Here is a 21,096-nt window from a genome sequence, read left to right on the forward strand (position 1 = left end):
GGGCCCGTCTGAGACGGGCCCTTTTTCATGCTGAAGTCAGCGCTTAGCGATGCGCCAGTTCGGCGTGCTCATCGCTCTCCAGGATTTTTTTGTCGGTCTGACCCAGCCAGCGGCTGGTCAGCGAACCGGCCGTCATTGAACCGTTCACGTTGAGCGCGGTACGGCCCATATCAATCAGCGGCTCAATGGAAATCAGCAGCGCGACCAGCGTCACCGGCAGCCCCATTGCCGGCAGCACAATCAGCGCAGCAAAGGTAGCACCGCCGCCCACACCGGCTACGCCAGCGGAACTCAGGGTGACGATCCCGACCAGCGTGGCGATCCAGACCGGATCAAACGGGTTAATACCGACAGTAGGAGCAACCATCACGGCCAGCATTGTCGGATAGAGCCCGGCACAGCCGTTCTGACCAATTGTGGCACCGAAGGAGGCGGAAAAGCTGGCAATCGCTTCCGGCACGCCGAGACGGCGCGTCTGCGTTTCCACATTCAGCGGAATGCTGGCCGCGCTGGAGCGGCTGGTGAAAGCGAAAGTGATCACCGGCCATACTTTGCGGAAGAAGCGCAGCGGATTGATGCCGTTGATCGACAGCAGCAGCGCATGCACGCCAAACATAATCGCAAGGCCAAGATAGGAGGCGAGAACAAAGCTGCCCAGCTTAACGATATCGTGCAGGTTAGAGCCGGCGACCACTTTGGTCATCAGAGCCAGTACGCCATATGGCGTCAGCTTCATGATCAGGCGCACCAGTTTCATCACCCAGGACTGCAGCGTATCAATCGCGGCCAGTACGCGTTCACCTTTCACTTTATCATCGCGCAGCAGATGCAGTGCAGCGACGCCGAGGAAAGCAGCAAAGATAACGACACTGATAATGGAGGTCGGGTTCGCGCCTGCCAGATCGGCAAACGGGTTTTTAGGGATGAAAGAGAGCAGCAGCTGCGGCGTGCTGAGATCGGCGACTTTACCCGCATAGTTGCTCTGAATAGCATTCAGACGCGCGGTCTCCTGCGCACCCTGCACCAGCCCTTCAGCGCTGAGGTGGAAGAGGCCGGTCACCATCACGCCGACCAGCGCGGAGATAGCCGTGGTAAACAGCAGTACACCGATGGTCAGCACGCTGATTTTGCCCAGCGAGGAGGCGTTATGCAGACGCGCCACCGCGCTCAGTATTGAGGCGAATACCAGCGGCATAACAATCATCTGCAGCAGCTGTACATAGCCATTACCGACCAGATTAAACCAGCCGATCGAATCCTTAACCACTGCGCTGTTTTCGCCATAAACCGCCTGAAGCGCCAGGCCAAACAGCACGCCCAGCACCAGGCCGGTCAGTACGCGCTTTGACAGGCTCCAGCTCTGGTTGCCAATGCGGTTAAGCAGCACCAGCAGAGCGGCAAAGACCACTATGTTGATAATAAGAGGGAAATCCATACTTAACTCCAGAAAGATGCCGTCCTGCAAAGTGCAGGCGGCATAGCGTAACGTAAATTTCTATCAGAGAATGTCAGGGATGTTAGCAGCACAATTAAGTGCAGGCTTATACCCAAAAAGTATGGGTTATAACTTTTTGTTTAATATGGCGTAATTATTAGCCGTTTAGCGGATTAATTAACCGGTTCACGCTGGATTGCAGTGTATCAAACAGCTGCTGCGGCCAGCCGTTTGCACCAAAAGCAGGCATGCCAGCCGGAAACCAGAGCGCCGCAACCACCAGTCCCAGACAAAGTATCCGCTCCAGCTGATTACCGCTCTGGCTTCTGAGAATAGGCAGACGAAAGCGCCAGCGGCAGGGCCACAGCAGCGGAACGCCAGCTGGCGTCAGCATGTCAGCCACGATATGGCTCAGGTAGCCCAGCGTCAGTCCCTGCAGCACATCCGCCGGCAGAAACCAGTCTGCCGGCACGTTCACTTTAAACAGCCACAGGCTGATAGCCACTGCCAGCAAACTGTGGGTAAAACCGCGATGTCCAAACGCCCGCGCGATGGGCTGAGAGAGCCAGCGAAAACGCTGGCCCAGCGTGGATCGGGGGTGGTCGATATCCGGCAGCAGGCAGGTCAGCAGCGTAGCGGGAACCAGATGCCACCAGTCCGCTGCAGCCAGAACCGGTGTCAGCTCAGCACGCTTGGCAAAAATAGCGCTGGCGATAGCAAAAATTATATGGCCTTCGGCCGTCATGATTAAATCCGGATACAAAACTGTCAATGCATCCAGTATAGGGATTTATCCAGTAAATGAGAACGGTGACGCTGTAACGAAGAGTGAATTATTTTCGCGCTGGCTGACCGCTGTATCAGACTGCGCCATACACCCTGCGGTCAGTTAAACAGATGCTCTGCGCGCAGTTCCGTCAGGCTCGGCAGCCGCACATCTGCCAGCGCCCAGCGGGCATCCGCGTAGTGTGCAGCCGCAGGCACCACAATAGAACGCATGCGCGCCGCTTTACAGGCGATCATGCCGTTGAAGGAGTCTTCCAGCGCCACACAGTTAAGCGGATCGATATCAAGCGCCGCTGCCGCATTCAGATAGACCTGCGGATGAGGTTTGCTCAGCGGCAGCGCTTCAGCAGAGGCGAGGGCGGAAAAGCAGGGCCGCAGCCGGAACATCTCCAGCACCCGCTCCAGCATGGCCAGCGGCGAAGCGGAAGCGAGCGCAATCCGCAGCCCCTGCTGCTGACAGAGCCGCAGCGCCTGATCGACACCGGGCAGCAGCGGCTGCTGCGCTTCGATCAGCGATAGCGTACGATCGATAATACGCGCCGTGACGTCGGCCTGAGTCGCACCCTGCCACGGCTGTGCCTCATACCACATGCGTACGGTCTGATCGATGCGCAGGCCAAGCGTGTCAGGCAGCTCCGCGCGACGACTGACGTCAACGCCAAGGCTTGCCAGTACCTCCATCTCAGCCTGATCCCACAGCGGTTCAGAATCAATCAGTAAACCATCCATATCAAAAATAGCGGCGTACACCGGACGACGATAGCGCATGACAATATCCTTCTTAGCGGTTTGCGCCACCTTATCACGCCAGAGTGCGAAAACAAGGACGCGACAGGTAACGCATTTTTCAGGAAAAAATCGCCGACTGCAGGTAGACTTAGGGCAAAATAATTATCTGTATAGGGAAGTCTGCATGACATACCAACAGGCTGGCCAGGTCGCCATCCTTAAGCGCGTGGCTGGCTGGATCATTTTCATTCCGGCACTGCTGTCGACAATTGTTTCCATGCTCGGTTATTTATATCAGCACAGCGTAAAGCAGCCCGGACTGGATGCCGTATTGCTGGATTTTATCCATGTCATGGTGGACATGCTTAAATTCAATACGTCGTTTCTCAATCCGTTCTGGCACAACTCGCCGGTGCCCGATTTTCACGGCGGGGCAAATATCGGTTTCTGGATCGTTTATGCGCTGATTTTTATCGGCATGGCTTTACAGGCATCGGGTGCGCGCATGTGGCGCCAGTCGCGGCATGTTAAAGAGGGCATTGAAGATCAGCTGATTCTGGAGCAGGCAAAGGGCAGCGAAGGCCGCACGCGCGCGCAGCTTGAGGAAAAAATCCGCGTCCCGCACCACACTATTCTGCTGCAGATTTTTCCGCTCTATATCCTGCCAGTAATTATTGCTGTTGCCGGCTACTTTTTACTGACGCTGCTGGGCATGCTTTAAATCATCAGGCCGGTCTGGCCCGATCCTGCGCCAGTTTGTCGTCGCTAAGCAGCTGACTGACGGCAAACTGCGCCTCCTCCTGCCACTGGCCGGAAAAAACGTTCGCGCGGTTCAGCAGGTAATAGAGCTGATATACAGGCTGGCGTTGCGAAAATCCCTCTGCCAGCGGCCACTCTGCGTGATAGCCCTGCATGATCTCACGCGGCAGTTCATGGTAATAACTCAGCATCGCCAGGTCGCATTCGCGGTCACCCCAGTAGCAGGCAGGATCGAAAATCCATGGCCCGCTGCTGCTATCTGCACAGTTGGCAGGCCAGAGATCGCCATGCAGTAGCGAAGGCTGCGGATGATGATGAGCCAGCGCCTGCTGAACGCTGTCAATAATATGATTCATGTCACCATAGGTCACACCGCGTTCCGCTGCCAGCTGCAGCTGCCAGCCGATACGCTGCTCCGCAAAAAACAGCGACCAGCGCCGCAGCCAGCTATTGGGCTGCAGGGTAGTGGTAATATTATTATCGAAATCGAGTCCGAACTGGCGCTGCTCACTCCATTGATGCAGGCGCGCCAGCTGCTGCCCGAGCTGATAACCCGCTTCCGCGCTGAGCGGCTGCGGCGGAATATACTCCAGCAGAAGAAAACTGGCGTCGCGCGTGCTGCCGACGCCGTAGACGGTCGGCACCCGGACTGTCTGCGTGCGCGCCAGCAGACTGAGCTGATCGGCCTCCCAGCGGAACAGGTCCAGCCGGTCATGGGTGTTGCACTTGACGAAGACATCCATATCGCCGTAGCGGATACGCCAGGCGGGATGGATATCCCCGCCGGGCAGGGGCTCGCGCTGCGTAATCTCTGCTGGCTGGGTCTGTTCGCTTAACAGGCGGCTGATGGCTGACCACATGGCGGGCTCCTCGTTAATCGCGATATCGCTGCAATTGTAGTGCGCAAAAAATAGGCAAGGCCAGTTTTACCGGCGGCCTCAGACAGGGTTCTGCAAAAATTGCTGCAGCGTTGTAACCTTTGTCTGCGGAGACTGATGCAATGCCACCTCTGCAATACGCGCAGCCTGCTCCGAAACCGCTTCAGGCGTCAGCGTGCTGACAATGCCGAAGCTGTTGGTTCCCAGTTCATGCGGATGTCCTTCAGCATCGTGCAGGGTGGTGCTATATCCGCTATTGACCATAGCGCTGGTCAGCGATTGAAGATCGCTTAGCCCCGACTCCTGATAGTGGAAAGTGACAACGTAACTCATAACGTCCAGCGTGCTCATTTTCTCACCTCACTGTAACCAAACAGATTTCAGCGTAGTCCACCCCACAGCTGAGAGCGAATTTTGTTCAGTTGCAGCCTAAGGCTGTGTCAGCAGCGGCAAAATTCCTGATAATTGCGGGCTGTTATTTCTCTGAACGGCACCTATAATGCGCGCCGTTAGTGAACGCGTCTGCAACGTATCATGCTGGTTGATGCAGGGAACGGCCTGATGCCGCCTCATAATTTTTTACAAAACTTACAGTAAATTGCATTGATTGCCGGTAAAAACGCTGCAGACTCACCTGTTTTTAAATTGCCGCACGGATCACCCTTTAATGAAAGTTCTTAATAAGCTGTCCGCTATTTTTCTGCTCTCTGCCGGAGCATTTTGTCACCAGGCTTTTGCTGATAACGCTGTCTTCACCTCAATGGATGATCCTTCAACGGCCAAACAGCCGTTTGAAGGCAGCGCATCAGCCGGTTACCTGGCGCAAACCGGTAACACCACCAGCTCTTCGCTGACGGCTTCAACCAGCATGACCTGGTATCAGACCTCAACGGCTTACAGCCTGTGGGGCAACGCGGCGAACACCTCATCCAACGATGAGCGTTCATCTGAAACCTACAATATCGGTGGCCGCAGCCGCTACAACATGAACAGCGCTGATTATCTGTTTGGTCAGGCCAGCTGGCTGAGCGATCGTCTGAATGGTTACGATTCCCGCGACGTCCTGACGGCCGGTTATGGTCGCCAGATCCTCAACGGTCCGGTGCACTCTCTGCGCGCGGAATTTGGTCCGGGCGTACGTTACGACGACTTTCACGACGGCGGGCATGAGACCAAAGCGCTGGGCTATGGCGCAGTCAGCTATCAGTGGCAGCTGACGGATACCACGAAATTCATTCAGGGTGTATCCGTGCTGAGCAGCTTCGGCGAAGATACTACGGTGAACTCAGAAACGGCCCTGCAGGTCGCCATCAATGAGCACTTTGCGCTGAAGATGGGCTACAACGTGACCTGGAACAACAATCCGCCAGAGTCCGCGCCCGATCGTACCGATACCAAAACCACGATTCAGCTCTCCTACGCAATGTAACTGCCATACCAGAAAACCGCCGTCCGGCTCAGGCTGCACGGCGGTTTTTTTTGTGTTTGCTTAGAATTAGCCCGCAAGGCGGGTTTTGCTGCAGGGTGAAAGCTGTTATCATATTTGCCGCTTTATGCGCCTGGCGTCATTCCGACAATGTGGGTCTGACATCACGCCGGGTACACACACCAAACACAGTGTTGCATGTAGGCTTTCGTGTGGCTTACCACTGCAATTTAAGGATATAAAATGCCAGTAATTACTCTTCCTGACGGCAGCCAGCGCGTTTTTGACCACCCGGTCAGCGTAATGGATATTGCGCTGGATATTGGTCCCGGCCTGGCGAAAGCCTGTATCGCCGGTCGCGTAAACGGTGAGCTGGTAGATGCGGTTGATCCCATCACCGACGATGCTCAGGTAGCAATCATCACCGCAAAAGATGAAGCGGGTCTGGAGATTATCCGGCACTCCTGCGCGCACCTGCTGGGCCATGCTATTAAACAGCTGTGGCCTGATACCAAAATGGCGATTGGCCCGGTCATCGATAACGGCTTCTATTATGACGTCGATCTCGACCACACGCTGACGCAGGAAGATCTGGAACAGCTGGAAAAGCGTATGCACCAGCTGGCTGAAACCAATTACAACGTGGTAAAGAAAAAAGTCAGCTGGCAGGAAGCGCGCGACGTCTTTGCTGCGCGTGGCGAAAGCTATAAAACCACAATCCTTGATGAGAATATCAGTCACGACGATCGTCCTGGCCTCTATCATCATGAAGAGTATGTGGATATGTGCCGCGGTCCGCACGTGCCGAACATGCGCTTCTGCCACCATTTTAAGCTGCAGAAAATTGCGGGCGCTTACTGGCGCGGCAACAGCGATAACAAAATGCTGCAGCGTATTTACGGCACGGCCTGGGCAGATAAGAAGCAGCTGTCAGCCTATCTGCAGCGCCTGGAAGAAGCAGCAAAACGCGATCATCGCAAAATTGGTAAACAGCTCGATCTCTACCATATGCAGGAAGAGGCGCCGGGCATGGTGTTCTGGCACAATGACGGCTGGACGATTTTCCGCGAGCTGGAAGTTTTTGTCCGTACCAAACTGAAAGAGTATGATTACCAGGAAGTAAAAGGTCCGTTTATGATGGACCGCGTGCTGTGGGAAAAAACCGGCCACTGGGAAAACTACAAAGAGGCGATGTTTACCACCTCTTCAGAAAACCGCGAATATTGCATTAAACCGATGAACTGCCCGGGTCACGTGCAGATCTTCAATCAGGGTCTGAAGTCCTATCGCGATCTGCCGCTGCGTATGGCAGAGTTCGGTAGCTGCCACCGTAACGAGCCATCGGGTGCGCTCCATGGTCTGATGCGCGTACGCGGCTTTACGCAGGATGATGCTCACGTATTCTGTACTGAAGATCAGGTGCGCGACGAAGTAAACAGCTGTATTCGTATGGTGTACGACATGTACAGCACGTTCGGTTTTGAAAAAATCGTCGTGAAGTTGTCTACCCGTCCGGAAAAACGCATCGGTACCGATGAGATGTGGGATCGCGCAGAGGTTGACCTGGCCGAAGCATTGAAAGAGAATGATATCCCCTTTGAGTATCAGCCGGGTGAAGGGGCATTCTACGGCCCGAAAATCGAGTTCACCCTGTATGATTGTCTCGATCGTGCCTGGCAGTGTGGCACGGTTCAGCTAGACTTTTCTCTGCCAAAACGTCTTGATGCCACCTATGTGGGTGAAAACAACGACCGTCAGACACCGGTGATGATTCACCGTGCGATTCTGGGCTCTATGGAGCGCTTTATCGGTATTCTGACTGAAGAGTTCGCTGGTTTCTTCCCGAGCTGGCTGGCACCGGTACAGGCTGTAGTGATGAATATCACTGACAGTCAGGCAGAATATGTCAGTGAACTGACAAAGAAACTGCAAAATGCTGGCATTCGTGTCAAAGCAGACTTGAGAAACGAGAAGATAGGCTTTAAAATCCGCGAGCACACATTGCGTCGCGTCCCTTATATGCTGGTTTGCGGTGAGAAAGAGGTGGAAGCAGGCAAAGTTGCCGTGCGCACCCGCCGTGGTAAAGACCTCGGGAGCATGGACGTAGATGTGTTTGTTGAGAAGCTGCAACAAGAGATTCGCAGCCGACATCTTCACCAATTAGAGGAATAAGGTTATTAAAGGCGGAAAACGAGTACAACCGACGCGTCCAAACCGTATTAACGGCGAAATCCGAGCCACCGAAGTGCGCCTCACTGGCGTTGACGGCGAGCAACTTGGCATTGTCTCTCTACGCGAAGCGATTGAGAAAGCTGAAGAAGCTGGCGTAGATTTAGTTGAAATCAGCCCGAACGCCGAACCGCCGGTATGCCGTATTATGGATTACGGCAAGTTCCTTTATGAAAAGAGTAAGTCTTCTAAGGAACAGAAGAAGAAGCAGAAAGTTATCCAGGTTAAGGAAATTAAATTCCGTCCTGGTACCGATGATGGCGACTATCAGGTAAAACTCCGCAGCCTGATGCGCTTTCTGGAAGAGGGCGATAAAGCCAAAATCACGCTGCGTTTCCGCGGTCGTGAGATGGCGCACCAGCAGATCGGTATGGAAGTGCTTAACCGCGTCCGTAAAGATCTGTGTGAAGATATCGATCTGGCAGTGGTCGAGTCCTTCCCTTCGAAGATCGAAGGCCGCCAGATGATTATGGTGCTCGCACCTAAGAAGAAACAGTAGGCTTTCAAGTAATGATGCCGCGCAGCGTTCGCGCTGTGCGGGATTATTCGCCTGTCTGGTTCATTTTTTTAACAATGCGAAGTGGATATTTGTAAAAATGCCAAAGATTAAAACTGTACGTGGCGCGGCTAAGCGCTTCAAGAAGACCGCCTCTGGCGGCTTCAAGCGTAAGCACGCAAACCTGCGTCATATTCTGACCAAAAAGTCTACTAAGCGTAAACGTCACCTGCGTCCAAAAGGCCTGGTGTCTAAAGGCGATCTGGGTCTGGTTATTGCCTGCCTGCCGTACGCATAAGTAAATTTTTTTTAATTCGCCCGTCGCGCTGTAAGGCTTATCGCCAGCAGAGCACCGGCAAAACAGAATATGATTAAGGAGAGCTCATGGCTCGCGTAAAACGTGGTGTAATTGCTCGCGCACGTCACAAAAAAATCTTAAAACAAGCTAAAGGCTACTACGGTGCACGTTCACGTGTTTACCGCGTTGCTTTCCAGGCTGTTATCAAAGCTGGTCAGTATGCTTACCGCGACCGTCGTCAGCGTAAGCGTCAGTTCCGTCAGCTGTGGATCGCGCGTATCAACGCAGCGGCGCGTCAGAACGGTATGTCTTACAGCCGTTTCATCAATGGCCTGAAAAAAGCGTCCATTGAGATTGACCGTAAAATCCTGGCTGACATCGCTGTATTCGACAAAGCAGCCTTCGCTGCTCTGGTAGAAAAAGCGAAATCAGCTCTGGCGTAAGTCAGGTAAAAAAGGGAGCTTGCTCCCTTTTTTATTACCTGCAACTCACGCAAAAGATTGACATTTTCGCCGCCGGGCATTTCAATAGGGCGGTTTTTAATTTTCTCAAGGTAATGCAAGCATGCACGCTGCTCTTTTCCGTTTCTTTTTTTACTTTAGCGCCTGAACATCAGGGGCTTGTGCGCATAAGAAAAGAAACGAAAAATCGCGCTGAAAGCCTCCCTCGTGGAGGCTTTTTTGTTTCTGGCGAGACTTAATCGGATCCCGGATCCCAACAAGAACTGACCAGCCCGGCTGGAAGAAGAGGAAATCATGTCCCAACTCGCAGACCTGGTGGCCCGTGCCACGGCCGCCATCGACGAGGCGTCGGATATCGCCGCTCTGGACGCTGTACGCGTCGAATTTCTGGGTAAAAAAGGGCACCTTACCCTGCAGATGACCACCCTGCGTGAACTGCCGGCTGAAGAGCGCCCGGCGGCAGGTGCGGTGATTAACGAAGCAAAACAGCAGGTACAGGATCATCTTAACGCCCGTAAAAATACGCTGGAGAGTGCGGCGCTGAATGCGCGCCTGGCGGCAGAAACGATTGATGTCTCACTGCCCGGACGCCGCAGCGAAAACGGCGGTCTGCATCCGGTAACGCGCACCATTGACCGCATCGAAAACTTTTTCGGCGAGCTGGGTTTTGCCGTGGTGACCGGACCGGAAATTGAAGATGACTATCATAACTTCGACGCGCTGAATATTCCGGGTCACCATCCGGCCCGCGCCGATCATGACACCTTCTGGTTTGATGCCACGCGCCTGCTGCGTACGCAGACCTCAGGCGTGCAGATCCGCACCATGAAAAATCAGCAGCCGCCGATCCGCATTATCGCGCCGGGCCGCGTTTACCGTAATGATTACGATCAGACCCACACGCCGATGTTCCACCAGATGGAAGGCCTGATTGTCGATAAAGACATCAGCTTTACCAACCTGAAAGGAACGCTGCACGATTTCCTGAATAACTTCTTTGAAGAGAATCTGCAGCTCCGCTTCCGCCCGAGCTACTTCCCCTTTACTGAACCTTCAGCGGAAGTGGATGTAATGGGCAAAAATGGCAAATGGCTGGAAGTACTGGGCTGCGGCATGGTGCATCCGAATGTACTGCGTAACGTCGGCATCGATCCGGAAATTTACTCCGGCTTCGCCTTTGGTATGGGAATGGAACGTCTGACCATGCTGCGCTATGGCGTCACCGATCTGCGTGCTTTCTTCGAAAATGATTTACGTTTCCTCAAACAATTTAAATAAGGGCAGGTTATCCAATGAAATTCAGTGAACTCTGGTTACGCGAATGGGTAAATCCAGCCCTGGACAGCGCTGCGCTGTCTGAACAGATCACCATGGCAGGCCTTGAGGTTGATGGTGTTGATCCCGTTGCCGGCGCGTTTCATGGCGTAGTCGTGGGTGAAGTGGTGGAGTGCGGCCAGCACCCGAACGCGGATAAACTGCGCGTAACCAAAATCAATGTCGGCGGCGATCGTCTGCTGGATATCGTCTGCGGCGCGCCTAACTGCCGCCAGGGACTGAAAGTGGCAGTGGCTACCGTGGGTGCCGTACTGCCAGGTGATTTCAAAATCAAAGCGGCCAAACTGCGCGGCGAGCCTTCTGAAGGCATGCTCTGCTCCTTCTCAGAGCTGGGTATTTCCGACGATCACAACGGTATTATCGAACTGCCAGCCGATGCGCCAGTAGGATGCGACATTCGCGACTACCTGAAGCTGGATGACAATACTATCGAGATCAGCGTGACGCCAAACCGTGCGGACTGTCTGAGCATCGCCGGCGTGGCGCGTGATGTGGCCGTGGTTAACGGACTGCCGCTGACGGCGCCTGCAGCAGAACCGGTTGCGGCGACCATTACCGATACATTCCCAATCCGCATCGACGCTACCGACGCCTGTCCGCGCTACCTGGGACGCGTAATTAAAGGTATCAATGTCAAAGCTGAAACGCCGCTCTGGATGCGTGAGAAACTGCGCCGCTGCGGCATTCGCTCAATTGACCCGGTGGTCGATGTCACTAACTATGTGCTGCTTGAGCTGGGTCAGCCGATGCACGCCTTCGATCTCGACCGCATCAGCGGCGGCATTGTGGTGCGTATGGCGCAGGAGAATGAGACGCTGACCCTGCTGGATGGCACCGAAGCAAAATTGCAGAATGACACGCTGGTTATTGCCGATCACCAGCAGGCGCTGGCGATGGGCGGTATTTTTGGCGGTGAGCACTCAGGCGTAAATGAAGCGACACGTAACGTGCTGTTTGAGTGCGCCTACTTTGATCCGCTGGCCATTACCGGCCGCGCACGCCGCCACGGACTGCATACTGATGCGTCACATCGCTATGAGCGTGGTGTCGATCCGGCGCTGCAGCATACAGCGATTGAACGTGCGACCCGCCTGCTGCTGGATATCTGCGGTGGTGAAGCCGGTCCGGTTATCGATCAGACTGATGCCTGTAAACTGCCGCCGCGCGCCACGATTACGCTGCGCCGTACAAAACTCGATCGCCTGATTGGCCATGTTATCGCCGACGAACAGGTGACAGATATCCTGACCCGTCTCGGCTGCGAGGTCACGCAGGGCGAAGGCGAGTGGAAAGCGGTGGCACCGAGCTGGCGTTTTGATATGGCGATTGAGGAAGATCTGGTTGAAGAGGTTGCCCGCGTTTACGGCTACAACAACATCCCTGATGTGCCGGTAAAAGCCAGCCTGATTATGACGCAGCATCGTGAAGCCAGCCTGTCGCTGAAGCGGGCGAAAACGCTGCTGACAGACAAAGGCTATCAGGAAGCGATCACCTACAGCTTTGTCGATCCTAAAGTGCAGCAGCTGCTGCATCCGGGGGAAGAGGCGCTTATCCTGCCAAGCCCTATCTCCAGCGATATGTCAGCAATGCGCCTGTCACTCTGGACCGGTCTGCTCAGCTCAGTGGTTTACAACCAGAATCGCCAGCAGGGGCGTGTGCGCCTGTTCGAGAGCGGTCTGCGCTTTGTGCCTGATACGCAGGCCGATCTCGGCATTCGCCAGGATCTTATGCTGGCGGGCGTAATCAGCGGTCATCGTGACGAAGAGCACTGGGATCTGGCGCGTCAGCCGGTTGACTTCTATGATTTGAAAGGCGATTTAGAGTCGCTGCTGGAATTAACCGGCAAATCTGAAGCGATTTCATTCCGCGCGGCTGCCAATCCGGCGCTGCATCCCGGACAAACAGCGGCTATCTGGCTGGACAATGAACAAATCGGATTTATCGGGGTGGTTCACCCGGAGCTGGAACGCAAGCTGGATCTCAACGGTCGTACCTTAGTGTTTGAACTGCTTTGGAATAAGGTTGCAGACCGCGTCCTGCCTGACGCGCGTGAGATTTCACGCTTCCCGGCTAACCGCCGTGATATCGCTGTTGTGGTGGCAGAAAGCGTCCCTGCAGCAGATATCATCGCAGAGTGTAAGAAAGTTGGCGTAAATCAGGTAGTTGGCGTAAACTTGTTTGACGTGTACCGTGGTAAAGGCGTGAACGAAGGCGAAAAGAGCCTTGCGATTAGCCTGATTTTGCAGGATACCAGCCGGACACTCGAAGAAGAGGAGATTGCTGCGACCGTTGCCAGATGTGTAGCAGCATTAAAAGAGCGATTCCAGGCAACCTTGAGGGATTGAACCTATGGCGCTTACAAAAGCTGAAATGTCAGAATATCTGTTTGAAAAACTCGGGTTGAGCAAACGCGACGCCAAAGAGTTGGTCGAGCTTTTTTTCGAAGAAGTTCGCCGCGCGCTGGAAAATGGAGAACAGGTTAAGCTGTCCGGATTTGGTAACTTTGATCTGCGCGACAAAAACCAGCGTCCGGGCCGTAACCCGAAAACGGGAGAGGATATTCCTATCACCGCGCGCCGTGTGGTGACCTTCCGTCCGGGGCAAAAGCTGAAAAGCCGCGTTGAAAACGCGTCACCGAAGGATGCTGACTGATTTCAGTATGATAAAAAGGCCGCTCAGCGGCCTTTTTTATTACTGTGCCAGCCTGCAGGGGATGGCTTTCTTTTTGCCATAATCCCTCTACAATCGTGACATTCTCCTGCTTAACTGCCTCGCTTATGACTCTGCTCGATCAGCTTGCCCGTCAGACCGGTCGCCGTAGCCGGCGTACACTGCTGCTGCTCGCCGCGCTGCTGTTGCTGCTCAGCCTGCTCAGCCTGTGTGCCGGCGAGCGCTGGCTGCTGCCTGCCGAATGGTTTACCCCGCAGGGCGAGCTGTTTGTCTGGCAGATCCGTCTGCCGCGTACGCTGGCCGTTATTGCGACAGGCGCCGCGCTGGCGCTCTGCGGTACCGTTATGCAGGCGCTGTTTACAAATCCGCTGGCTGAGCCGGGACTGCTCGGCGTCTCTAACGGTGCCGGCGTGGGAGTAGTACTGGGCGTGCTGCTCGGCAGCGGCTCCCTGTGGAGCCTGGCGCTGGCGGCGATGGCTGGCGCCCTGGCAATTACGCTGATCCTGCTGCATTTTGCCCATCGTCAGCTCGCCAGCAGTCGCTTACTGCTTACCGGTGTGGCGCTGGGTATTATCTGCAGCGCTGTGATGACGTGGGCAGTCTACTTCAGTACCACGCTCGACCTGCGTCAGCTGATGTACTGGATGATGGGAGGCTTTGGCGGCGTTGACTGGCGCTATGGCTGGCTGATACTCAGCCTGATGCCGGTAATCGCCGCGCTGCTGTGCAGTGCGCGCACGCTGAATCTGCTGGCGCTGGGCGAGACGTCTGCGCGGCAGCTCGGCTTACCGCTGCAGCTGTGGCGTAACCTGCTGGTGCTGGCCATGGGCTGGCTGACAGGCGTCAGCGTGGCGCTGGCGGGGGCGATCGGCTTTGTCGGGCTGGTTGTCCCGCATCTTCTGCGGCTGAGCGGCATCAGCGATCATCGCTATCTGCTGCCTGCAGCAGCACTGGCGGGTGCGGCAGTGCTGCTGGCGGCGGATATTCTTGCGCGGCTGCTGCTGACCTCTGCTGAGCTGCCGATAGGCGTGGTGACCGCGACGCTGGGCGCACCGCTGTTTATTCTGCTTTTAGTAAAATCTTCACGCTAGCTGCGGCTGGCGTTATCTGACGGACACAGGAGAACACCATGACGTTGTATCAGATCCCGCTGAAAACCCTTGATGGTACCGCCACTACGCTGGAGGCCTGGCGTGACCGCGTACTGCTGGTAGTGAACGTCGCCTCCCGCTGCGGACTGACGCCGCAGTATGAGCAGCTTGAGTCACTCCATAAAGCGTTTCAGGCGCGGGGCTTTAGCGTGCTGGGCTTTCCCTGCAACCAGTTCCTGGAGCAGGAGCCGGGCACTAACGAAGAGATCCGGACGTTTTGCAGCACCACGTATGGCGTGACGTTTCCTCTGTTTGATAAGACGGACGTTAACGGCGCGCAGCGCCATCCGCTCTATCGCACGCTGGTCAGCGCCCAGCCGGAAGCTGAACGTCCGGAGGAGAGCGGTTTTCTTGAGCGTATGATAGCGAAAGGCCGGGCGCCGGCAGAACCCGGCGATATCCTGTGGAACTTCGAGAAGTTCCTGGTCGATAAACAGGGTAACATTATCGCCCGTTTTTCACCCGATATGGCTCCGGATGCGCCGCAGGTGCTTAAGCGTATTGAGCAGGCGCTGACCGCCTGACATGCTGCTGGCGTGTCACGGTCTGAGCTGCCCCGGCCGGCTGGCGCCGCTGGATCTCGCTCTCGCGCGCGGGGAGTGGGTACATCTGGTGGGCGCTAACGGCGCCGGAAAGAGCACCCTGCTGGAGGCGCTCAGCGGTCTTGCGACTCCGCGCGGAGAGCTGCTGCTTAACGGCACCGCTGTTGCTGCGCTGTCAGGAGAGGCGCTGGCTCAGCAGCGTGGCTGGCTGCCTCAGCAGCAGCCTGCGCCCGGCGCGATGCCGGTCTGGCACTACCTGCAGATGCATCTGCCGCGTGGTGCTGGCACAGAGCTGAATAACGTGCTGGCGCGTTTGCTGTCGCAGCTGAGTCTGCATCACAAGCTGGAGATCGCTCTGACGCAGCTCTCCGGAGGGGAGTGGCAGCGGGTGCGCCTGCTGGCGGTGATACTGCAAATCCATCCTGACATCAATCCGCAGGGCAGCCTGCTGCTGCTCGATGAGCCGATGAGCGCGCTGGATGTGGCACAGCAGCAGGGCGTCACCCGGCTTCTGCAGCAGCTTTGCGCCGCCGGCATCGGCGTGATCACCAGCAGTCACGACCTGAATCATACGCTGCGCTACGCGGATCGCGTCTGGTTGCTGCATCAGGGAGAGCTGAAATATCAGGGCAGAGCGCATGAGGTGCTGACGGCCGCCCGGCTTGCGCCGCTGTTTCAGACAGAGGTGACAGAGGTGGATACACCGCAGGGGCGTCTGCTGCTGCTCTCCTGACTTGCACACCGCGCGCGTTTACGGCTACAGTGTCTGCCGGATCGGGCTGACAGGGAACAGGCTATGCGGTTACTTATTCTGCTATTCGTGCTGATGGTCACAGGGTGCAGTCATCATGCGCCTCCGCCTGATTCCCGTCTCTCAGATCCTGCCGCAGTGCAGACCCGGCTCAACTATCAGCTCAGCCGCTGGCAGGGCACGCCGTACCGCTATGGTGGCCTCAGTCCGCGTGGGGTTGACTGCTCCGGCTTTGTCCTGCTGACGTTCCGCGATCGCTTTGACATCGCGCTGCCACGCTCCACACGCGCTCAGACAAAAATCGGCAACCGTATCGATCCACGTGATTTGCTGCCTGGCGATCTGCTGTTTTTCAAAACCGGCAGCGGCGAAAACGGGCTGCATGTCGGTATCTATGCCAGCAACAACACCTTTATACACGCCTCTACCAGCAAAGGCGTTATTCGCTCTTCGCTCAATAATGTTTACTGGCAGAGGGTCTTCTGGCAGGCGCGCAGAATATGACAAGTTGCATTCTGGATGAATGAAATAGCGCGGCGAAAAGAGAGCTTAATTCGCACAATGGGTTCTTTTTTTGCTGAAATAAAGCTCTCATTAAAATTGGTACTTTACCACCTGACAAATTACTACTAAAAATAGAGCTAAAGATTTTATCATTGTGGATATTAACACGGCGTATTTGGCTTAAGTATAATTTAATGATTAATAGCTTGCATTAGGCGCTAAAACACCTTCTCTTCCGGCGTTTGGTGCTATTGCCTGACTCTTTTCATTGATATACGATGCCTTCATTGCCACTGCCTCTGGCTGTAAAAAATGAAAGTCCATATTTCGGCCGACTATCAGTCGGAAACCTGGTTTTATCCGGCTTATACGCTGGAGGGCCAGCTCACTGCGGTTGAGCTGGTTACACAATTTGTTCATGACAGTGCGCCAATTACGTTGCCACAGGATTTACTGTTGCCGCAGCTCGATGCCAGTCAGCAGTTAAGGCTGCTGCAGGCTCAGCTTTTAATCCTGGAAAAGCACCGCGCTTTCTTTGAGCGTAATCATGTTGATGCGCTAATGAGAATTGACGAATCGCTGGCTGAAACGCTGTTAGAGAGTGAAATTCTGTTAAGGAAATTTAAACAGCTGCCATTTATCGTAATGGATATCAGCGAAACGTTTCCGCAATTATCTGCCGGCAAAGCGCATCCGGTTTTATCCCGACTTAATCATCAATTCCGTTTATCGCTTTCACAATTCGGAGCTGGCAAAGCCCCGGCAACGGCAGTCTATGATTCGCTGTTTAGCGTCCTGAAGCTGGATAAATTATTTATCCAGAATCTGGCGAAGCGCGCCTCCTTTATCCCTTTTATGCAGACGGTTATCGATAATTTCAGCGGCTATACGCAGCAAATTATTATTTCTGGTATCGATGATGCGCGCCTGCTGAGCAAAGTCAGCGATCTGAGCGGCGTGCATATTCAGGGTAACGTGTTCCCGGTGGTTAAAGCGGAACGGTTAGAAGATCTCATCACTCCTTTTCTGACGCAGACCACACCCTCGCAGCAGTAATTCAGGCGCTGTTTTTCCCGGGCGCCCCGTGCCAGACTATCCTTTACTCTCTACACGCTATCCTGGTGCTGCATTATTAAGCACCTCTGGAGTATATATGCAATTTATCAATAGCTGGCAGCAGGAGCTGACCGGATATTACACATCGCTGCAGCCCACGCCGCTGGCGGGAGGACGTCTCCTTTATCATAATGCGCCGCTGGCGGCGGAAATGTCGCTGGATGCGGAGCTGTTTGCCGGCGACGGCCACGGCGTATGGAGCGGTCAGGCGCTGCTGCCAGGCATGGCTCCGCTCGCTCAGGTGTATAGCGGCCATCAGTTTGGCGTCTGGGCCGGGCAGCTGGGTGACGGACGCGGCCTGCTGCTGGGTGAGCAGCAGCTGGAAGATGGGCGCAAGCTGGACTGGCATCTGAAAGGCGCAGGCTTAACCCCTTATTCCCGCATGGGAGATGGACGGGCGGTGATCCGCTCAAGCGTGCGGGAGTTTCTCGCTTCAGAAGCGTTACACCATTTGGGTATCCCCGGGACGCGCGCCCTGGCGCTGGCCATCGGTGACGAACCGGTGCTGCGCGAAACGCAGGAGCGCGGCGCGATGCTGATGCGTATTGCGGAGAGCCATCTGCGTTTTGGTCACTTTGAACACTTCTATTACGCAGGGGAGACGGATAAAGTACGCCAGCTGGCAGACTATGCGATTCGTCATCACTGGCCGCACCTTGAGGCGGAACCGGATCGCTATCTGCTGTGGTTCACGGATGTGGCAAAACGTACCGCCCGCCTGATCGCACTGTGGCAGAGCGCAGGCTTTGCTCACGGAGTGATGAACACAGATAACATGTCGATTCTCGGCCTGACGCTGGATTACGGTCCTTACGGCTTTCTTGATGAGTACGATCCCGCCTTTATCTGCAACCACAGTGACTATCAGGGGCGCTATGCGTTTAATAATCAGCCGACGGTTGGCCTGTGGAACCTCAACCGGCTGGCGCACGCGCTGTCGGGATTGCTGACCACGGAGCAGCTGAAGCAGGCGCTGAGCCACTATGAGCCTGAACTGATGCGCGTCTGGGGAGAGCGCATGCGGGCGAAACTTGGCCTGCTGACGCCGCAGGCAGAGGATAATACGATTCTGAGCAACCTGCTGGCGCTGATGAGCAATGAGCACAGCGATTACACCTTTACGTTTCGTCAGCTCAGCTATACCGAACAGCAGGAAAGGCGTTCGCCGCTGCGCGATGAGTTTATCGATCGCGACGCGTTTGATCGCTGGTATAGCAGCTATCAGCAGCGACTGCTGCAGGATGAGGCCAGCGACAGCGAACGGCAGGCGGTGATGCAGGCGGCCAACCCCGCCATCGTGCTGCGCAACTATCTTGCCCAGCAGGTGATTGAAGAGGTGGAGCGGGGCGAGACTGCGGCCCTTAAAGAGCTGCATCTGGCGCTGCAGCACCCCTTTGATGAAGCGGCCAGCAGCGCGACATTGCGCCAGCGGCCGCCAGAGTGGAGTAAAACGCTGGAGGTCAGCTGCTCCAGCTGATATCAGAAACGGCTGTCGACGGCGGCAGCCAGCTCTGCCAGTACCGCCGCGCTATCGTCCCAGCCGAGGCAGGGATCGGTAATCGACTGGCCGTACACCAGCGGCTGACCAGCCACCACTTTCTGGTTTCCTTCCTGCAGAAAACTCTCAATCATAACGCCTGCTACCGCTCGCGAACCGGCGCGGATCTGCGCGGCGATATCGCGCGCCACATCACGCTGGCGACGATGCTGCTTAAGGCAGTTGCCGTGACTGAAATCGATCACCATCTGCTCAGACAGGCTGAACTCACGCAGGCTGGCTGCCGCCGCCGCCACATCTTCCGCATGATAGTTTGGCTGACGCCCGCCACGCAGGATCACATGACCGTGCGGATTGCCGCTGGTCTGATAAATGGTCATCTGGCCCGCTTTATCCGGCGAGAGGAACATATGGCTGGCGCGGGCAGCACGAATGGCGTCGACGGCGATCTGTACGTTACCGTCCGTGCCGTTTTTAAACCCTACCGGGCAGGAGAGCGCAGAGGCCATTTCGCGATGGATCTGGCTTTCAGTGGTGCGGGCGCCAATGGCACCCCAGCTGATGAGATCGGCTATAAACTGGCCGATGACCATATCGAGGAATTCAGTCGCCGTTGGCAGACCCAGCGCGTTGATATCCAGCAGCAGCTTGCGGGCGATAGCAATACCGCGATTGACATCAAAGCTGCCGTCAAGGTCGGGATCGGAAATCAGCCCTTTCCAGCCCACCACGGTACGCGGTTTCTCAAAATAGGCGCGCATGACGATTTCCAGCCGGTCCTGATACTGCTCGCGCAGCTGCTGCAGGCGTGCCGCATAATCCAGCGCAGCGCGCGGGTCATGCAGCGAACAGGGCCCGATTATGACCAGCAGGCGCGGATCCTCGCCGGTCAGAATGCGCGCAATACGCTGGCGCGCGGCCGTAACGCTCTCTGCGATATCAGACGATAGCGGGTGCTGGCTGGCCAGCGCGGCGGGCGTAATCAGGCTGCCAATTCGCGCCGTACGCAGTTCATCAGTTTTATTCATAGTGGCTCTCAAACAGGTTCTTCGCAGCGGTGATATACCGGGAAGTGATGAGGTTCACAATAAACCAATGCGTCCTGAATTCAACCAGCAAAATCACAGAGATAATAAATACGCGGGCCGCTTAGCGCATCAGTCAGTACATATGTCGCTCCAGCCCCATAATGTCGAGGATTTTGGTGGCAATCTCCTCGACCGAGTAGTTGGTACTGTTGAGGTAGCGAATCTGATGTGTACGGAACAGCGCTTCCACTTCACCCACTTCCAGCCGGCACTGGCGTAGCGAGGCGTAGCGGGTATTCTCCGCCCGTTCCTGGCGAATGGCCGCCAGCCGTTCCGGATCAATGGTCAGCCCGAACAGCTTGTGCTGATGCGCGCGCAGCGCAGGAGGAAGCTTGAGGTTATCCATATCATCGGCAATAAAGGGGTAGTTGGCTGCGCGAATACCAAACTGCATGGCAAGATAGAGGCTGGTCGGGGTTTTGCCACAGCGCGAAACGCCCAGCAGGATCACCTGAGCATCTTCGAGTCCGCGCAGTGAGATCCCGTCATCATGCGCCAGGGTGTAGTCAATCGCGGCGATACGCGCATCATATTTACCCAGGTTATTCGCGGTCAGCCCGTGAGTGCGGTGTGCCACCGGCATAGAGGAGACGCCCAGTTCACTCTGCAGGGGAGCCACCAGCGCCTGCACAATATCCTGACAAAACCCCTCACTCTCCAGAATGATGTCGCGAACCTCAGGCGTAACGATGGAAAAAAAGACCAGCGGCCGCACGCCGCTGCGCTGCCAGAGCGCGTTGATCTGCGCTTTGACCGCCTGGGCCCGCTGCACGTTTTCTACAAACGGCAGGGTAACGCTGTGCGTATCAACCGGAAACTGCGAGAGCACCGCGTGGCCCAGCACTTCTGCTGTAATGGCGGTGCCGTCTGAAATATAAAACACGCTGCGTTCAGTGCTCATTGAAAAGTGCTCTCTGAGTGAATAGTGAATTAACCGATTTCAT

At 55.6% G+C, this 21,096-nt stretch carries 23 protein-coding genes and 1 other annotated feature; of the genes, 16 read left to right on the forward strand and 7 right to left on the reverse strand.

The genetic code is table 11. The features are described 5' to 3' along the window. Positions 1 to 43: 43 nt before the first annotated feature. The 3 genes from LAC65_RS06670 to hxpB form a co-directional block, all read right to left on the reverse strand. The gene (locus tag LAC65_RS06670; RefSeq protein WP_071668767.1) at positions 44 to 1,435 is read right to left on the reverse strand and encodes an L-cystine transporter; all 1,392 of its coding nucleotides are present in this window, start codon (positions 1,433 to 1,435) and stop codon (positions 44 to 46) included. A 157-nt stretch (positions 1,436 to 1,592) separates the two neighbouring features. Beyond that, on the reverse strand, positions 1,593 to 2,180 hold the full coding sequence (locus LAC65_RS06675; RefSeq protein ID WP_039384043.1) for a metal-dependent hydrolase: 588 nt from the start codon (positions 2,178 to 2,180) through the stop codon (positions 1,593 to 1,595). A 140-nt stretch (positions 2,181 to 2,320) separates the two neighbouring features. Continuing rightward, the gene (gene hxpB, locus LAC65_RS06680; protein WP_039384047.1) at positions 2,321 to 2,989 is read right to left on the reverse strand and encodes a hexitol phosphatase HxpB; all 669 of its coding nucleotides are present in this window, start codon (positions 2,987 to 2,989) and stop codon (positions 2,321 to 2,323) included. A 145-nt stretch (positions 2,990 to 3,134) separates the two neighbouring features. On the opposite strand from hxpB, the gene LAC65_RS06685 reads away from it, so the two are divergent. Further along, positions 3,135 to 3,671 (forward strand): YniB family protein, encoded by a 537-nt coding sequence (locus tag LAC65_RS06685; RefSeq protein ID WP_039384049.1) that lies wholly within the window; start codon positions 3,135 to 3,137, stop codon positions 3,669 to 3,671. Between the two features lie 4 nt (positions 3,672 to 3,675). On the opposite strand, the gene LAC65_RS06690 is transcribed toward LAC65_RS06685, so the two are convergent. Together LAC65_RS06690 and ghoS are read right to left on the reverse strand one after the other, a co-directional pair. Further along, positions 3,676 to 4,569, reverse strand: coding sequence for a fructosamine kinase family protein (locus tag LAC65_RS06690; protein WP_039384052.1), 894 nt, complete (start codon positions 4,567 to 4,569; stop codon positions 3,676 to 3,678). A gap of 78 nt (positions 4,570 to 4,647) precedes the next feature. Beyond that, entirely contained in the window at positions 4,648 to 4,938 is a 291-nt protein-coding gene (ghoS, locus tag LAC65_RS06695; protein ID WP_039384054.1) for a type V toxin-antitoxin system endoribonuclease antitoxin GhoS, read from the reverse strand. A gap of 316 nt (positions 4,939 to 5,254) precedes the next feature. Here ghoS and LAC65_RS06700 point away from each other — a divergent pair, with 316 nt between their 5' ends. From LAC65_RS06700 to LAC65_RS06770, 15 genes are all read left to right on the forward strand, one after another. After that, the gene (locus LAC65_RS06700) at positions 5,255 to 6,016 is read left to right on the forward strand and encodes a DUF481 domain-containing protein (RefSeq protein ID WP_039384056.1); all 762 of its coding nucleotides are present in this window, start codon (positions 5,255 to 5,257) and stop codon (positions 6,014 to 6,016) included. 240 nt (positions 6,017 to 6,256) lie between these two features. Then, a complete protein-coding gene (thrS, locus tag LAC65_RS06705) occupies positions 6,257 to 8,185 on the forward strand; it encodes a threonine--tRNA ligase (RefSeq protein ID WP_039384058.1) in 1,929 nt (642 codons plus the stop codon). Between the two features lie 4 nt (positions 8,186 to 8,189). Continuing rightward, positions 8,190 to 8,741, forward strand: coding sequence for a translation initiation factor IF-3 (gene infC / locus LAC65_RS06710; protein WP_039384061.1), 552 nt, complete (start codon positions 8,190 to 8,192; stop codon positions 8,739 to 8,741). Positions 8,742 to 8,838: 97 nt separating this feature from the next. Next, positions 8,839 to 9,036 (forward strand): 50S ribosomal protein L35, encoded by a 198-nt coding sequence (rpmI, locus tag LAC65_RS06715; protein ID WP_010275699.1) that lies wholly within the window; start codon positions 8,839 to 8,841, stop codon positions 9,034 to 9,036. An 86-nt stretch (positions 9,037 to 9,122) separates the two neighbouring features. After that, on the forward strand, positions 9,123 to 9,479 hold the full coding sequence (gene rplT / locus LAC65_RS06720) for a 50S ribosomal protein L20 (protein ID WP_039384062.1): 357 nt from the start codon (positions 9,123 to 9,125) through the stop codon (positions 9,477 to 9,479). Positions 9,480 to 9,595: 116 nt separating this feature from the next. Then, positions 9,596 to 9,721: a sequence feature (Phe leader region), on the forward strand. Continuing rightward, complete coding sequence (gene pheM / locus LAC65_RS06725) at positions 9,601 to 9,645, forward strand: pheST operon leader peptide PheM (protein ID WP_139074214.1); 45 nt, start codon at positions 9,601 to 9,603, stop codon at positions 9,643 to 9,645. It overlaps the preceding feature by 45 nt. Positions 9,722 to 9,791: 70 nt before the next feature. Further along, positions 9,792 to 10,775, forward strand: coding sequence for a phenylalanine--tRNA ligase subunit alpha (gene pheS, locus LAC65_RS06730; RefSeq protein WP_224144847.1), 984 nt, complete (start codon positions 9,792 to 9,794; stop codon positions 10,773 to 10,775). Positions 10,776 to 10,789: 14 nt separating this feature from the next. Next, complete coding sequence (gene pheT / locus LAC65_RS06735; protein ID WP_039384067.1) at positions 10,790 to 13,177, forward strand: phenylalanine--tRNA ligase subunit beta; 2,388 nt, start codon at positions 10,790 to 10,792, stop codon at positions 13,175 to 13,177. A gap of 4 nt (positions 13,178 to 13,181) precedes the next feature. After that, on the forward strand, positions 13,182 to 13,484 hold the full coding sequence (gene ihfA / locus LAC65_RS06740; RefSeq protein WP_021506246.1) for an integration host factor subunit alpha: 303 nt from the start codon (positions 13,182 to 13,184) through the stop codon (positions 13,482 to 13,484). A 125-nt stretch (positions 13,485 to 13,609) separates the two neighbouring features. Next, the gene (gene btuC, locus LAC65_RS06745; protein ID WP_039384070.1) at positions 13,610 to 14,593 is read left to right on the forward strand and encodes a vitamin B12 ABC transporter permease BtuC; all 984 of its coding nucleotides are present in this window, start codon (positions 13,610 to 13,612) and stop codon (positions 14,591 to 14,593) included. A gap of 38 nt (positions 14,594 to 14,631) precedes the next feature. Further along, positions 14,632 to 15,177 (forward strand): glutathione peroxidase, encoded by a 546-nt coding sequence (locus LAC65_RS06750; RefSeq protein WP_039384072.1) that lies wholly within the window; start codon positions 14,632 to 14,634, stop codon positions 15,175 to 15,177. A 1-nt stretch (position 15,178) separates the two neighbouring features. Next, a complete protein-coding gene (gene btuD, locus LAC65_RS06755) occupies positions 15,179 to 15,928 on the forward strand; it encodes a vitamin B12 ABC transporter ATP-binding protein BtuD (protein ID WP_039384074.1) in 750 nt (249 codons plus the stop codon). A 63-nt stretch (positions 15,929 to 15,991) separates the two neighbouring features. Further along, positions 15,992 to 16,450 (forward strand): NlpC/P60 family protein, encoded by a 459-nt coding sequence (locus LAC65_RS06760; protein WP_039384078.1) that lies wholly within the window; start codon positions 15,992 to 15,994, stop codon positions 16,448 to 16,450. A 312-nt stretch (positions 16,451 to 16,762) separates the two neighbouring features. Further along, positions 16,763 to 17,506 carry an EAL domain-containing protein gene (locus tag LAC65_RS06765; RefSeq protein WP_039384082.1) on the forward strand — a complete coding sequence of 248 codons (744 nt, stop codon included), beginning with the start codon at positions 16,763 to 16,765 and terminating at the stop codon, positions 17,504 to 17,506. A 97-nt stretch (positions 17,507 to 17,603) separates the two neighbouring features. Beyond that, entirely contained in the window at positions 17,604 to 19,043 is a 1,440-nt protein-coding gene (locus tag LAC65_RS06770; RefSeq protein ID WP_039384085.1) for a protein adenylyltransferase SelO, read from the forward strand. 2 nt (positions 19,044 to 19,045) lie between these two features. On the opposite strand, the gene LAC65_RS06775 is transcribed toward LAC65_RS06770, so the two are convergent. Then, entirely contained in the window at positions 19,046 to 20,092 is a 1,047-nt protein-coding gene (locus LAC65_RS06775) for a 3-deoxy-7-phosphoheptulonate synthase (protein WP_039384089.1), read from the reverse strand. Between the two features lie 133 nt (positions 20,093 to 20,225). Beyond that, entirely contained in the window at positions 20,226 to 21,053 is an 828-nt protein-coding gene (gene ppsR, locus LAC65_RS06780) for a posphoenolpyruvate synthetase regulatory kinase/phosphorylase PpsR (RefSeq protein ID WP_039384092.1), read from the reverse strand. Positions 21,054 to 21,096: the final 43 nt, after the last annotated feature.

It is taken from the genome of Pantoea eucrina, assembly GCF_020079945.1.
Classification (GTDB): domain Bacteria; phylum Pseudomonadota; class Gammaproteobacteria; order Enterobacterales; family Enterobacteriaceae; genus Pantoea; species Pantoea eucrina.